The sequence below is a fragment of the Sphingomonas sp. STIS6.2 genome (genome assembly GCF_000732685.2).
Lineage (GTDB): Bacteria > Pseudomonadota > Alphaproteobacteria > Sphingomonadales > Sphingomonadaceae > Sphingomonas > Sphingomonas aerolata.
Genome location: NZ_JPDP02000041.1, coordinates 69841 through 84212, shown reverse-complemented (window position 1 = coordinate 84212; position 14372 = coordinate 69841). Strand labels below are relative to the sequence as shown.

13 protein-coding genes are annotated in these 14372 nt (G+C 68.4%); 5 read left to right on the top strand and 8 right to left on the bottom strand.

The window, feature by feature from the left end:
* Window position 1: 1 nt before the first annotated feature.
* Entirely contained in the window at window positions 2–1837 is a 1836-nt protein-coding gene (locus tag sphst_RS06650) for a putative bifunctional diguanylate cyclase/phosphodiesterase (RefSeq protein WP_107045329.1), read from the bottom strand.
* Between the two features lie 88 nt (window positions 1838–1925).
* Window positions 1926–2852 (bottom strand): ROK family protein, encoded by a 927-nt coding sequence (locus tag sphst_RS06645; protein WP_107045328.1) that lies wholly within the window; start codon window positions 2850–2852, stop codon window positions 1926–1928.
* Window positions 2853–2999: 147 nt separating this feature from the next.
* On the opposite strand from sphst_RS06645, the gene sphst_RS06640 reads away from it, so the two are divergent.
* Entirely contained in the window at window positions 3000–4793 is a 1794-nt protein-coding gene (locus sphst_RS06640; protein WP_051916594.1) for a putative bifunctional diguanylate cyclase/phosphodiesterase, read from the top strand.
* Window positions 4794–4805: 12 nt separating this feature from the next.
* Here the strand turns inward: sphst_RS06640 and glmS are convergent, their stop codons facing one another.
* Window positions 4806–6629: a glutamine--fructose-6-phosphate transaminase (isomerizing) gene (glmS, locus tag sphst_RS06635; protein ID WP_031395776.1), complete on the bottom strand. Its 1824-nt coding sequence runs from the start codon at window positions 6627–6629 to the stop codon at window positions 4806–4808.
* Window positions 6630–6725: 96 nt separating this feature from the next.
* Window positions 6726–8084: a bifunctional UDP-N-acetylglucosamine diphosphorylase/glucosamine-1-phosphate N-acetyltransferase GlmU gene (glmU, locus tag sphst_RS06630; protein WP_107045404.1), complete on the bottom strand. Its 1359-nt coding sequence runs from the start codon at window positions 8082–8084 to the stop codon at window positions 6726–6728.
* A gap of 74 nt (window positions 8085–8158) precedes the next feature.
* Here glmU and sphst_RS06625 point away from each other — a divergent pair, with 74 nt between their 5' ends.
* Window positions 8159–8878, top strand: coding sequence for an HAD hydrolase-like protein (locus sphst_RS06625; RefSeq protein WP_031396148.1), 720 nt, complete (start codon window positions 8159–8161; stop codon window positions 8876–8878).
* The gene (locus tag sphst_RS06620; RefSeq protein WP_051916633.1) at window positions 8875–9258 is read left to right on the top strand and encodes a hypothetical protein; all 384 of its coding nucleotides are present in this window, start codon (window positions 8875–8877) and stop codon (window positions 9256–9258) included. Before sphst_RS06625 ends, sphst_RS06620 begins: the two co-directional genes overlap by 4 nt.
* Before the next feature lie 16 nt (window positions 9259–9274).
* On the opposite strand, the gene sphst_RS06615 is transcribed toward sphst_RS06620, so the two are convergent.
* The 4 genes from sphst_RS06615 to sphst_RS06600 form a co-directional block, all read right to left on the bottom strand.
* A complete protein-coding gene (locus sphst_RS06615; RefSeq protein WP_234387520.1) occupies window positions 9275–10201 on the bottom strand; it encodes a nucleotidyltransferase domain-containing protein in 927 nt (308 codons plus the stop codon).
* Between the two features lie 71 nt (window positions 10202–10272).
* Window positions 10273–11133 carry an HprK-related kinase A gene (locus tag sphst_RS06610; protein ID WP_031395578.1) on the bottom strand — a complete coding sequence of 287 codons (861 nt, stop codon included), beginning with the start codon at window positions 11131–11133 and terminating at the stop codon, window positions 10273–10275.
* Complete coding sequence (locus sphst_RS06605; RefSeq protein ID WP_043157915.1) at window positions 11130–11417, bottom strand: HPr-rel-A system PqqD family peptide chaperone; 288 nt, start codon at window positions 11415–11417, stop codon at window positions 11130–11132. The genes sphst_RS06610 and sphst_RS06605 overlap by 4 nt, the downstream gene beginning before the upstream one ends.
* A gap of 4 nt (window positions 11418–11421) precedes the next feature.
* The gene (locus sphst_RS06600; protein WP_031395580.1) at window positions 11422–11832 is read right to left on the bottom strand and encodes a hypothetical protein; all 411 of its coding nucleotides are present in this window, start codon (window positions 11830–11832) and stop codon (window positions 11422–11424) included.
* 142 nt (window positions 11833–11974) lie between these two features.
* On the opposite strand from sphst_RS06600, the gene sphst_RS06595 reads away from it, so the two are divergent.
* A complete protein-coding gene (locus sphst_RS06595) occupies window positions 11975–13207 on the top strand; it encodes an ATP-binding protein (protein WP_056406039.1) in 1233 nt (410 codons plus the stop codon).
* Window positions 13208–13268: 61 nt separating this feature from the next.
* On the top strand, window positions 13269–14336 hold the full coding sequence (locus sphst_RS06590) for a substrate-binding domain-containing protein (protein WP_031395858.1): 1068 nt from the start codon (window positions 13269–13271) through the stop codon (window positions 14334–14336).
* The last annotated feature ends 36 nt before the right edge of the window (window positions 14337–14372 follow it).

Below are 14372 nucleotides of genomic sequence, written 5' to 3'. Positions count from 1 at the left end.
ATCAGACGCCCTGCGGGGGTGCCATGACGCGGGGCGCAGCGGCGGGATCCCCGCCGAGACCGCGTGCTTCCGCCATGGTCCGGGCGATCGCAGCAGGCACCGGGTGCGAGAAGAAGAAGCCCTGGAGATGGCTGGCCCCCGCCAGGCGCAAGGCCTGGACCTGCGCCTCGGTCTCGACGCCCTCGGCGATGACCCCGATGCCGAGTGCGCGGCCCAGACTGATGATCGAATGGACGATCGCCGCGCTTTCGCGCTCGCGGCCCATCCCCTCGATGAAGCTGCGGTCGATCTTCAGGCAGTCGAGCGCGAAGGTGCGGATGTTGTGCAGGCTCGAATAGCCCGTCCCGAAATCGTCGAGCGCGATGCGGAACCCCATGCGGCGCAGTGCGCCCAGCGTCTCCGCCGCGCGCTCGGCATCGTCGAAGATCGCGGTCTCGGTGATCTCGATCTGCAACCGGCTGGGATCGACCCCGGCACGGCGGACGCTCTCGCCGACATAGTCGACGAAATGGTGGCGCCGGAACTGTCGCGGGCTGAAATTGACCGAGACATACTGACCCGGCCACTGCGTCAGGACCGCGAGCGCATTGCGCAGCACCCAGTCGCCCAGATCGTGGATGAGGTTCGATTCCTCCGCGATCGGCATGAACAGGCCCGGGCTGATCGGGCCGTAAGCCATCGTGTTCCAGCGCAGCAACGCCTCGAACCCGACCACCTCGATCGATTCGCGCGACACGATCGGCTGGAACACCAGGCTGAGTTCGTTGTTCGCGATCGCTTCGCCAAGCCCGCTTTCGACCCGCCGGCGAAAGCGGATATCCTCGTCCATGCTCTCGTCGAACACGCGCGCCATGCGCCGGCCGCTCCGTTTGGCGTCGTTGAGCGCGAGGTCGGCCCGCCGCATGACGTCGACCGGGTCGCTGCCCTGCCCGCCATGCGTCACGACCAGCCCGGCCGAGGCGCCGCCCTGAACGGAGCTTCCGAAGACCTGGAGGCTGACCGAACAGGCCGCGATCATCCGTTCGCAGGCGAGCAAGGCGCTGGTCTCGTCCGCAGTGCTGAACAACACGCCGAATTCGTCGCCGCCGAGCCGCGCGACCAGCGCGCCGTCGGGCGAGGACCGGCCGAGGATCGCGCAGATCTCGCGGATCAGCGCGTCGCCGGCAAGATGCCCCAGCGTGTCGTTGACCAGCTTGAACCGGTCGAGATCGATCATCACCGTCGCGAACCATCCGTCCGCGCGGGTGCGTTCGGCAAGTGCGCGGAGGAACGCCAGCCGGTTGGGCGCGTCGGTCAGCGAGTCGTGCGTCGCCAGATGGATCGCACGGCTTTCATTGGCCGCCAGCTCGGCCGCCCGGACCTCGAGCTGCGCCACCTGCCGCACGAGCGCTGCACGCACCGCGTTGCAGTCATGGTCGAACTGCCAGCGCTGCGTCAGTGCCAGCGCGGTCTGGCGCAGCTCGGCGCCGGCGAACGGCTTGGCGATATGGAAGACCTTGTCGACCGGCCCGGCCACCTTGGCGATCCCGGCGAGCGAGGCACCGTCGAGTGCGGTGACGATCACGAAATTGATGTCGGGGTCCAGTTCACGGATCCGGCGCGCGGTCTCGCAGACGTCGAGCCCCGACGCCATCTGCAGATCGAGGAAGGCGACCGCGAACGGCGCGGTCTCGGCGATGGCGGATTCGACCGCGTCGATCGCGTCGACGCCGGTCCCGACGGAGGTTATCGAAAACGCGTCGGCCTGCGGGTCAGCCGCCGCCGGTTCCGTCCCGAGTATCGCACGGGCGTAGTCGTCATGAACTCCGGGTTCGTCGTCGACAATCAGAATACGCATCGGACACCGTTCCTCGCGATACCTGACCCCGCCCGTATAAGCGGTTTTCCAGGCCCTATCGCGCGGCCCGGTGGGTAGGCATCTGTAATTAATATGACATGAAGGCCGAGCTTCCCGACCCTCCGACCGAGTCACCAAGCGCTTGGCCACCAAGGATAATCGCGCCGAGCGGGCCGGCATTGCCGCCGAGTGCCGGCGGTACGACGAACGTATCGACCAGCGTCGGCTCGGGCAATGCGATATACCCCCCGAGACTGCGCGTCAGCGCGGCACGGACCCGCGGAAACAGGTGACCGGCGCCCATCACGCCGCCACCGATGACGATCCTGCGCGGAATGCCGGTGAGCACGAGCGTGTGGCACAACTGGCCAAGCGCCTCCGCAACGCCCGTCCAGACCGGATGATCGGCGGGGGCCTCATCGGCGGGATGGCCGAGCCGCGCGGCGATCGCCGGCCCCGATACAAGCCCCTCGAGGCAGGCGCCGTGAAACGGGCAAGTGCCGATCCAGTCGTCGCCCGGCGTTCGGACCGGCCGGATATGCCCGAGTTCCGAATGCATCAGGCCGTCGACCGGTCGATGCCCCGCGATCAGCCCTGCGCCGACCCCGGTGCCGACTGTCACATAGGCGATATCCGCCAGGCCCTGCGCCGCACCCCAGCGCGCCTCGGCCAGCGCCGCGCCGACGACGTCGGTATGGAAGCCGGTCGGTACCGCATAGCGACGCTGCAGGCGCCCGGCGACGTCGGTCCCCGCCCAACCGGGCTTGGGCGTCGAGGTGATATGGCCGTAGTCACCACCGCGCCGGTCGATCCCGACGGGGCCGAAGCTTGCGATCCCGATGGCGACGAAACCGGTCCAGCGGTCGAGCACGGCTTCGATCGCGGCAAGCGTCTCATCGGGGCGAGTTGTCGGAATTCGTACGATTTCCTCGATCGCATCGGGCCCTCGCGCCAGGATACAGATGCACTTGGTTCCGCCAAGTTCGATCCCGGCCACCAATGGTATTTCGCTCATCCCTGTCCCCAAACCAATGCTTTGGCTGCAGCAATTCGTCCGGCGGGGCAGATCCGTCAAGTTGCTGTAATTTACTCCATGTTAACAACATAAGTCTATCGCGCAAGTCGACTCGTTGCGCATAATGCTGGCGACTGGAGCAGACAAATGCGGGCGTATGAAGAGGCGGCACGGCTTGATGCATTGCGCCAATTGCGCCTGCTTGACACCAGCGCCAGCGAAAGCTTCGATCGCATCACCCGGATGGCGGGCCAAATCTTTGGGCTGCCGATCGCCGCAATCTCGCTGACCGATACTGACCGGCAATGGTTCAAATCGCGCGTCGGGATCACGCACGACCACATCGCGCGGGCCAAGGCCCCGTGCGCGGAGGTCGCCGAGACGACGCAGGGTCTGGTGATACCCGACCTCGCCGCCGACGGCTTCTATGCCAACAGCCCGCTCGCGCAGTCCGGCATCCGTTTCTATGCGGGTGCGCCGCTGATCACGCGGGAGGGCCATGGGCTCGGGTCGCTCTGCGTGCTGGGCGCCGAACCCCGAACCGCCTCGCCCGAGGAGCTTGCCGCGCTGACCGACCTTGCGGCGATGGTCATGGCACAGATCGACCTCCAGCATGCGGTCGGGCGGGTCGATCCGGTCAGCGCGCTACCCAACCGCTTCCGGTTTCTGGAAGATCTCGACGATCTCGCGCGTGACACGCCCGGCGAGCAGCGCTTCGTCGTGCTGCTCGACCTCGCGCGCGCCGACCAGCTGAATGCGCTGATCCGGGTGATGGGCGCCGGCTATATCGAAACGCTGGTCAAGGAATCAGCGCGTACCTTGCGCGAGCAACTGGGGTCTGCGCGCACGCTCTATCACGTTGCCGCGACCCAGTTTGCGTTCCTGTCGTTACCCGGCGCAACGATGCCCGGCTATCTTGACGTGGTGAGCGCCGGGCTCGCGGTCAGTACTGCGGGCTCGATCGCGCGGTTCGTGACGACGATGGCGGCAGGGATCGTCCCCGTGACGCTGGGCGCGATCCGGTCACAGGAAATCCTGCGCGCTGCCCACAGCGCCGCACAGGATGCGCAGGCCAAGGACAGCCTGATCAGCGTCTATGCGACGTCAAACGATTCCGAATACCGGCGCAATATCGTGTTGCTCAGCGCGTTCGGCACCGCGCTGGAGGACGGCGCGTCGCTCCGCCTGGTCTATCAGCCGCGGATCGACCTCGGATCACGTCGCTGCGTCGGGGCGGAAGCGTTGCTGCGCTGGAACGACCCGACGCTGGGCGACGTATCGCCCGCGGAGTTCATCCCGATCGTCGAACGGACCACGCTGGCCAAGCCGACCACCGCATTCGTCCTCGACACCGCCCTGCGTCAGCTGGCGGCGTGGCAGGCGTGTGGCGTCTCGCTGCCTCTGTCGATCAACATCTCGGCGACCAATCTCGACGAGGACGGACTCGTCGCGGCAATCGCCGCGGCGCTCGACGCGCACAATGTCGCGCCCGACATGCTCGAGGTCGAGGTGACCGAAAGCGCGATGATGGAGAATTCGGCGCAGTCGCTCGCCAGGCTCGAGGCACTGGCGGCGACCGGGGTCCGCGTCGCAATCGACGATTTCGGGACCGGCCACAGCAGCCTGGCCTATCTCCAGACGCTGCCCGCGAGCGTGGTCAAGATCGACAAGTCGTTCGTCGACCCGCTCGACACCGACGACGCCCGCAGCCGGACGGTGATCGCGACGATGATCTCACTGTCGAAAAAGCTCGGCTTCCGCGTGGTGGCCGAGGGCGTGGAGTCCGTCGGCGCCGTCGACACGCTGACGCGGATGGCGTGCGACGAGGCACAGGGCTATGTTTTCGCCCGCCCGCTCGAAGCGCAGGACGTCCTGCCATGGATCGCGCGGTTCAACGGCGACGACCGGATGCCGCCATTGCCCCACCGCGAGGCGGCCTGAGCCGCGGCGCCCTTATTCGACGGTGACAGATTTCGCCAGGTTGCGCGGCTGATCGACGTCGGTCCCCTTGAGCACCGCGACGTGGTAGGCGAGCAGCTGGACCGGCACCGCATAGACCAGAGGCGCGATCAGCGGGTGAACCTTGGGCATGGTGATCGTCGCCATGCAGCCCTCGCCCGCCGCCTGGATGCCGTCATAGTCGCTGATCAGCACGACCTTGCCGCCGCGCGCCATCACTTCCTGCATGTTGCTGACGGTCTTGTCGAACAACGGCCCCGACGGTGCGATGACGATGACCGGCACATGTTCGTCGATCAGCGCGATCGGGCCGTGCTTCATCTCGCCGGCGGCATAGCCCTCCGCATGGATATAGCTGATTTCCTTCAGCTTCAGCGCCCCCTCGAGCGCGAGCGGATAATCCGTGCCCCGGCCGAGATACAGCACGTCGCGCGCGCCGGCGACGGTGTGCGCCATCGCCTCGATCGCCTCGTCATAGGCCAGCGCACCGTTGAGCGCGGCGGGCGCCTCGGCGAGGTGGCGGACGATCTCGCGCTCCTGCTCACGGGTCAGCAGGCCCTTCGCGCGCGCCAGATTGGCCGCGAGCGCCGCAAGCACCGCAAGCTGGCAGGTGAACGCCTTGGTTGAGGCAACCCCGATCTCGGGGCCGGCATGCGTCGGCAGCAACAGGTCCGCCTCGCGCGCCATGCTGCTGGTCGGCACGTTGACGACGACCGCGATCTTCTGCCCTTCGGCCTTGGCATGGCGCAGCGCGGCTAGCGTGTCCGCGGTCTCGCCCGACTGCGAGATGAACAGCGCGAGGCCACCCTCTTCCATCACCGGCGCGCGGTAGCGGAACTCGGACGCGACATCGAGGTCGACGGGGACGCGCGCGAACTGCTCGAACCAGTATTTGGCGACCATGCCGGCGTAAAAGCTCGTGCCGCAGGCGACGATCGTGACGCGCTTGATGGTCGACAGGTCGAATTCGGGGATCGGCAGCGAGACCTCGCCCTCCATCCGCTTCAGATACGAACGCAGCGTCTGCGCGACGACGATCGGCTGCTCGTAGATCTCCTTGAGCATGTAATGCTTGTGGTTGCCCTTCGAGATCACCTCGCCGGTGATCCCCGACAGCGTGATCGCGCGCTCGACGGGCGCGTTGTCGCGGTCATAGACCTGCGCGCCGTCGCGCGTCAGCACGACCCAGTCGCCTTCGTCGAGATAGGCGATACGCTGAGTCAGCGGCGCGAGCGCGAGCGCGTCCGACCCGAGGAACATCTCGCCGTCGCCGTGGCCCACGACCAAAGGCGAGCCGAGCCGCGCGCCGATTAGCAGGTCGGGATGCTGGCGGAACAGGATGGCGAGCGCGAACGCGCCGTGCAGACGCGGCAAGATCTCGCGCACCGCCGAGATCGGATCGCTGCCGGCCTCGACCTTCTCGCTGATCAGATGCGCGACGACTTCGGTGTCGGTCTCGCTGGTGAAGGTCCGCCCACGCGCGATCAGCTCGTCGCGCAACGGTTTGAAATTCTCGATGATGCCGTTGTGGACGACCGCGACCTCGCCGGTCGCGTGTGGATGCGCGTTGTTGGTGGTAGGCCCGCCATGCGTCGCCCAGCGCGTGTGCGCGATCCCGGTCCTGCCGGGCAGCGGATGCGCGGCGAGCTCGTTCGCCAGGTTGACCAGCTTGCCCGATGCGCGCCGGCGCTCGATCGCGCCGTCATGATCGGTCGCGATGCCGGCCGAATCATAGCCGCGATATTCGAGCCGCTTGAGACCGTCGAGCAACCGCTCGGCAACCGCGTCATTGCTCAGGATTCCCACGATGCCACACATGCTATCTATCCATTCGTCTTGTCGAGCGAGGCGTGCGACACGCTCCGCATGATCCTGGTCCAGTCGGGAGCCGCGCGCGATCGGTCGCGCGGGGCGTCACCGTCTGGCGGCTTTCCGGGCCACCATCATTTCGCGGAACCGCGCCGCCCATCCGGGCTTGTCGACCTGGGGCGGACGGACGAGCGCAAGTGCGTCGGCGTCGACGTCGCGCGTGAGCACCGACCCCGCCGCGACGATCGCGCCGCGGCCGACGGTCACGGGCGCGACCAGCGCGGAGTTCGAGCCGATGAACGCGTCCTCGCCGACGACGGTACGATATTTGAAATAGCCGTCGTAATTGCAGGTGATCGTGCCCGCGCCGATGTTCGCGCGCGCGCCGATCTCGGCATCGCCGATATAGCTCAGATGATTGACCTTCGCGCCGACGCCAATCGTCGCCTTCTTTACTTCGACGAAATTGCCGACGCGTGATCCGGCACCGAGATCCGCACCGGGCCGCAGGCGCGCGAACGGGCCGACGTCCGCCTTTTCGCCGATCACCGCACCCTCGACATGGCTGAAGGCATGGATGACCGCACCATCCGCGACGCGAACGCCGGGGCCGAAGACGACGTTCGGCTCGATCGTCACGTCGCGTCCGAGCAGCGTGTCGTGCGCGAACCAGACCATGTCGGGCGCGATCAGCGTCGCGCCGTCCGCCATCGCGGCGGCACGGCGCGTCGCCTGCCAGGCCGCCTCGACCGCGGCGAGCTCGCCGCGGCTGTTGACGCCCGCCACTTCGCCTTCGCCCGTCTCGATCACCGCCGAGGCCCGGCCGTCGGCGGCGGCGAGCATGACGATGTCGGGCAAATAATATTCGCCCGCCGCATTGTCGTTGCCGACGCGCGCGAGCAACGCGAACAGGTCGCGCGAATGGACCGCCATCAGCCCCGAATTGCACAATGTCTCGGCGCGTTCGGCGTCGGAGGCGTCCTTATATTCGACCATCCGGTCGATCCGCCCGGCGGCATCGGCGATGACGCGACCATAGGCACCGGGATCGGCGGGACGGAAACCGAGCACCACCGCTGCGGGCGCGTCGTCGCCGTGCAACCGGTCGATCATCCGCTGCATCGTCGCGGCGGTCACGAGCGGCACGTCGCCATAGAGGATGAGCACATCGCCCTCGAACCCGGCCAGCGCGGCGCGCGCCTGCGCCACGGCATGGCCGGTGCCGAGCTGTTCGGCCTGAAGCGCCGTCGCGATCCCGAGCGGGGCGACCGCACGCTCGACCTGCTCGCGCCCGGCACCCGTCACCACGACGGTGCGCGCCGGGTGCAGCGTCGCCGCGCTCGCGACGAGATGGTGCAGCATCGGCCGCCCCGCGATCGGGTGCAGCACCTTGTGCAGGTCGGACTTCATCCGGGTGCCCTTGCCGGCCGCCAGGATGATCACCGCGATGGACTGGTCGTGCATATGCGTCGTCATGGAAGGACCGCTGCCACGAAAGCCTTGCCAATTCCATAGCCGCGCTGGCAGGCATCACGGCGATGACGCATTTTTCATTCGATATCGTCGGGTTCGATCTCGACGGCACCCTGCTCGACACCAGCGGCGACCTGACCGCGGCGGTCAATCATGCACTCGCGCTTGCGGACCGGCCGGCGCTGAGCGTCGAACAGGTCAAGCCGATGATCGGCGGCGGCGCGCGGCACATGCTGAAACAAGGGCTGACCGCGACCGGCGGCTATGACGAGGCGATGCTCGACCGGCTGCACGCCGCGCTGCTCGCCTATTACGAGGCGCATATCTGTGTGCTGACACGGCCCTATCCCGGGGTGATCGAGGCGCTCGACGCGCTGGCGGCGCGCGGTGTCACGATCGGGATCGTCACCAACAAGATCGAACGATTCGCGCGCACCGTGCTCGACGAACTCGGCCTGACCGACCGGTTCGCCTGCATCCTCGGCGGCGACACGATGGCGGAGGGCAAGCCGTCGCCGATGCCGATCCTCGAAATGGTGCGCCAGTGCGCCGTGGTGGCGGACGCGAAGCGCGCCGGGGCGCAAGGTGCCGCCCCCCGCGCGGCGTTCGTCGGCGATTCGATCTTCGATATCCAGGCGGGACAGGCGGCAGGGTTGCCGACGATCGCGTGCAGCTTCGGCTTTCTGATGCAGCCGGTCGACGAGCTTGGGGCAGAGGCAGTGATCGACGGATTCGATGCGCTGATCCCTGCGCTCGACGACCTCGCCCGGCGCACCGCAGCGTGAACGGCCGCGACCGCGACCTGACCGGGTTCTTCAAGATCGCGCTGGCGCTGGCGATCGTCTTCGCCGTGACGATGGCACTGCTCCCCAAGCCGCCGCACCTGCCGATCGACCAGTTCGGCGACACGTTTAAGCACATGCTGGCCTTCGCGACGCTCGCCGCGCTGGCGTCGTTCGCCTATCCCGCTGCGCGCGGACGCAAGGTGCTCGAACGCCTGTCCTTCCTCGGCGCGATGGTCGAGGTGGCGCAGTCGATCCCGTCGCTGCACCGCGACTGCGACATTCGCGACTGGATCGCCGACACGATCGCGATCGCCGTCGTCGTCGCGATCATCGCGATGGTGCGGCGGACACGGCCGCCCCGGCTGCGCACGCTGCACTGATCCCCCGCGCGGGCGCTCAGGCCTTGCGCCACTTGGTCCACAAATGGCGCGCGAGCATCGCCGGCGGCATCCTCAGCGCGTGCGACCGGACGTAGAAGGCCAGCCGCGTGACCGGGCGGGTTTGCCGCCCCCAGCCGTCGCGCGCGGTCAGCCGCCGTACATAGAGGCGGTCGCTGCTCGACGTCCGCCCCCCGGCAAACAGGCCGTCGACGAGGCGCAACGCGCGCGCGACGGGCAGGCGCAGACCATGCCACGCCGCCTCCTCTGCAAGCCCCTCGGTGCCGAACTCCTCGACCAGACAGCGAATGTCCCACAAATTGCGCAGGCCGCCCGCCAGGTCCCCGTCCGCGAACAGATGCGCGGCGGCATGGACGATCATGCCGTTGGGCGACAGCGTGCGCAGTCCGTTGCCGAGCGGCACGCTGTCCGCGATCAGCCGCGCGGGATCGGGCGTGACCCGCGCGGTGAGCGGCAGGATCGTGTGGTGGATGTCGATCATCCGGTCGCGCTCGCGGTGGATCAGCGGCGGCAGCTCGTGCATCCAGCGCCGGTAATAAGCGTCGTCATACGGGTCGGGCTTCACCCATTCCCACCCCGCGCCGAGCACCGCCGCCTCGACCCGGTCGAGCGCCGCCCGCGGCACGAGGATGTCGAGATCGCCGATCGACCGGCCCTGCCCTGCGAGCAGCCCCGCCGCGGCATAGGCCGTCCCCTTGAGGAGCACGACCGGGCAGCCGAGCGGTGCGAGCGCGCGCCGCGCCATCTCCGCCTCCCACAGCGCCGCGCGGCGGCCCTGTTCCGCGGCGGCGCGTGCATCGCCGAGGATCGCCTCGACGGCGCGCGGCAGCGGCAGGCCATCAAGGCACAGCGCCAGCGTCCCGATCAGCTGTTCGGCCCGGGCGATCGTCAGCAGGCTGGTCCAGCCTTCCGCGCCGAGCGCCATGACGCGTCCCGGATCGGCGAGCGCGCGGGCGAGCAGGCGTGCGTCCGCCGCCACGGTATGCGGGAGGTCTGTCACAGCGCCGCGCATAACGCCTCGACCTGCGCGACCCCGCTGGCGCCGTCGGGATAATCGATCGCAACCGCGGGGACATCCGCGATCAGGCGGGTCATCGCGGTGAACCCCGGCTCGCCGAGCGCGACATAATTGGTCGAGGCCTGCGTCATGCGCACGAACGCCTCGGCAGGCGGCACCGGCCGGACCGCCGCCGCATCGCCGTAGCGGGGAAACAGCAGCAAGGCGGGGGTCGCCGGCTGATCCATCGCGGCGATCGCACTTACATCAGGGACCATGTGGCGGATATCGCCCTTCGGGGTCGCCGCCATCAGCGGCCCCATCCGCGCGTCTGGCCAGGCCGCCTCGGCCGCCGGGATCGCCGCATTCTTCAGGCTGATCAGCCGCGGAAACGCGTGAAGCAGCCCGGTCGCGGAATCGAGCAGCGCGAACTCGTCGCCCATGAACCGCCAGCCCCGCGCCGCAAGCAGCGTCGCCAGCGTCGATTTGCCCGCACCCGATACCCCGGTCATCAGCACCGCGCGGCCATCGCGTTCGACCGCAGAGGCATGGAGCAGCAGGTGGCGGCGTGCGCCGAGCGCCATCTGGAGGTTCATCGCCATTTCGGCGGCGAGCAGCCCGTGCCGCAGCGGCAGCGGCGCGGCCTCTGGCAGCATGTAATCACCGCCAATTTCGACCGACGGGCGGAGCCACCGCCGCCAGGGTCGACGTGCAAAGAGACGGACGGTGTAATCCGCCACCCCGTCCTGCGGCGCGGGATAGTCGCGATAGAGGCTGCGCAGCTGGTCGATCGGCGCGCGCCAGTCCGATCCGATCCGAAATCCGATCGGACCGATCCGCAGCGCGAGGGCGTGTCTCACGACGTTGCGACAAGCCCGGCGGCGACCAGCTCGTCGAGCCGCGCAGCCAGCGCCGGCCGGGTGGCGTCGGCGAGATCAAAGTCACCCGCCAGTCGGTAGAGCAGCGCGTCCAGCGACAGCCCGGCGTCGCCGAGGATCGCCAGGATCTGCGGCGCGGGCTCGGTCAGCAAGTGCGTCATGCCCGATCGCCGGTGATAGACCACGGTGAACGCGTCGAGCGGCGCGAGCACCAGCCCGCCCGGCTGGTCGGCGCGGTAGATTGGCCCCGGTGCGGCGTTGTCCACGGCCTCAGCCGCGCGGCATCTGCAACGAGGCGAAGCAGGTGAAGCCGCCCTGGCCGCGCTGCAACCGGCGGATGTAATTCACATAGGCGCGGCTGCGTTCGGAATCGGTGCCGGGGAGCTGGCCGCCGCTGTTGAGCACGCGCCGGACCTCCTCACCCTTGAACGGCCGGCTGGCGCCCGCAAACGCGCCCTTGGTACCCGATGGCACGCTTTTGCCCTGCGCATCGATGAAGCTGCCCGCACGACCCGCATCGGGCACCGGAATGTCGCAATTGAGCACCGATCCCGCGGTCTGCGCCAGCGCTGGACGGATCGACACGACCGCAGCGGCACCGACCGCGCCGAGCGTCAGGACGCGGCGGCGCGACGGCGTCGTCTCGATCGGATCGGTGTCGGGGCGCGTGTCGTCGCTCATCGGGTCTCCGCTAGCATCATGCCCTTTCACAATCATGAACCTCGCGCAAGCAACCGGGCTTTGGAGGGGGCGATGGGGCCGGCGCTGTGCCGCTGCGGGACGGGCTGGCGCGCGGGGCAGCGAATGGCCTAGACACGCGCGCATGTTGACCGGATTTGGACTGCGCACCTTTTGGGCGATCATCGTGGCCGGCGGCGCCGCAATCGCGGTATTCGCGATCGGCACGTCGATCCAGGCGGGGCTGGTCGCGCTAGTCGGCGGGATCGCCGCCGCGCTGGTCGCAGCCGGGACCGGGGACGAGCCGCCCGCCGCCGCGGATCCCGCGCCCGTCAATCCGGCGATCCTCGACGAGACGCTCGACCTGATCGTCGAGCCCGTGCTGCTGGTCCGCGACGGCCGCGTCGTACTCGCCAACCGCGCCGCGCGCGCGCTGCTGGGCGAACACATCATCGGTGACGATGCGCGCGTGGCGATCCGCCACCCCGCCGCGGCCGAAGCGCTGTCGTCCCCCGCCGCGCTGGGCGAGACCCCGCCGATCGAGCTGGTCGGCCTTGGCACCCGCGACCAGCGCTGGGAAATGCGCGTCGGCGAATTGTCCGACGGCCAGCGCATCGTCCATCTGATCGACCAGACCGGCAATTACGCCGCCGAACGGATGCGCGTCGATTTCGTCGCCAATGCGAGCCACGAACTGCGCACGCCGCTCGCCTCGATCCTCGGCTTCATCGAGACGCTGAGCGAGGAAGCGGGCGAGGATCCGGCGATCCGCGCGCGCTTCCTCAAGGTGATGGACGACGAGGCCAAGCGGATGCTGCGGCTGATCGAAGATCTGATCTCGCTCAGCCGGATCGAGGCAGAGAAATACCGCGTCCCCGACACGCCGATCGACCTGGCCATTCTGGTCGGCGACGTGCGGGCCGAACTGGCCGACGGCGCGGGCAACCGCGGCCTTGATCTGGTCGCGACGATCGAGCCCGCCGTCCCCCCGGTGTCGGGCGACCGCGTGCAGCTGTCGCAGATGCTCCACAATCTGGTCGGCAACGCCATGAAATATGGCCGTGCGGGGACGCCGGTGACGATCACCCTGGCACGCGACGTGACCGGCATGGTCAGGCTGGCGGTGCGCGACGAGGGCGACGGCATCGCCGCGGTGCACATCCCGCGACTGACCGAGCGATTCTACCGAGCCGATGCCGGGCGCAGCCGGTCGCTCGGCGGTACCGGACTGGGGCTGGCGATCGTCAAGCATATCGTCGAGCGACATCGCGGACGCCTCGACATCGCGAGCCAGGTCGGGGTCGGCACGACGGTCGCGGTAATCCTGCCGCCGGCCGGTGCCGGCCCCGCCAATTCGTCGCGTGTCATCAAACGGTAACGCGACTGTCACACAGGATCCGGTCTAGCCGCGCTATCGGGCAGGCATGACGGGAATTGACGTGCAGCGTTTCGGGGCGATTTCAGGACTGGCGGTCACGGCACTGGCGGGCGCGACGCTGATCGGCGGATGCGTCGATCAGGCAAATGGCGGCGGCGCGGGTTCGCGCGATCAGATCACCGCGGTCGGATCGTCGACGGTCTACCCCTTCACGACGATGATCGCCGAACAGCTCGTCGCCAACGATCCCGATGCCAAGGCACCGGTGATCGAATCGACCGGCACCGGCGCTGGGATGAAGCTGTTTTGCGCAGGCATCGGCGCCGGCCATCCCGATATCGAGGATGCGTCGCGGCGGATGAAGGCGAGCGAGTATAAGGACTGCGCCGCCAACGGGGCCGGCCAGATCCTCGAAATCCAGGTCGGGATCGACGGCATCGCCTTTGCCGAGGCGAAGAACGGCCCGAAGATGCAGCTCACCCCGACCGACCTGTACAAGGCGCTCGCCGCCAGCCCCGGCGGCCGGCCCAACACCGCGCGCGTTTGGCGCGACGTGAACCCCGCGCTGCCGCCGGTGCCGATCCAGGTCTATGGCCCGCCCGCGACCAGCGGCACGCGCGACGCGCTCGCCGAGCTGATCCTGACCAAGGGCTGCGAGGCCAGCGACCCCAGCGCCAAGCCGCTCGCCAAGTCCGATCCCGATGCGCACAAGGCGCTCTGCACCCGCGTCCGCGAGGACGGGATGTATGTCGATGCGGGCGAGAACGACAATCTGATCGTCCAGAAGCTCCAGTCCAACCCCAATGCGATCGGCGTGTTCGGCTACAGCTATCTCGAAGAGAACAAGAACGACGTGAACGGTGTCGCGATCTCCGGTGTCGAGCCGACCTATGCGACGATTGCGGACACGCGGTATCCGGGTTCACGCCCGCTCTACATCTATGTCAAGAAGGCGCATCTGAGCGCGATCCCGGGGCTGCGGACGTTCCTGAAACTCTATGCTGCCAACTGGGGCGCGACCGGACCGCTGGTGAAGCGCGGCCTGATCGCCGCACCACCTGCTATCCAGGCCCGCTCGGCGGCGATCATCGCCAACGAGACGATTCTCGACCCGGCGGTGCTGTCGTGATGCACGACTGGAACACGATCCCCGCCCTGAAACCGG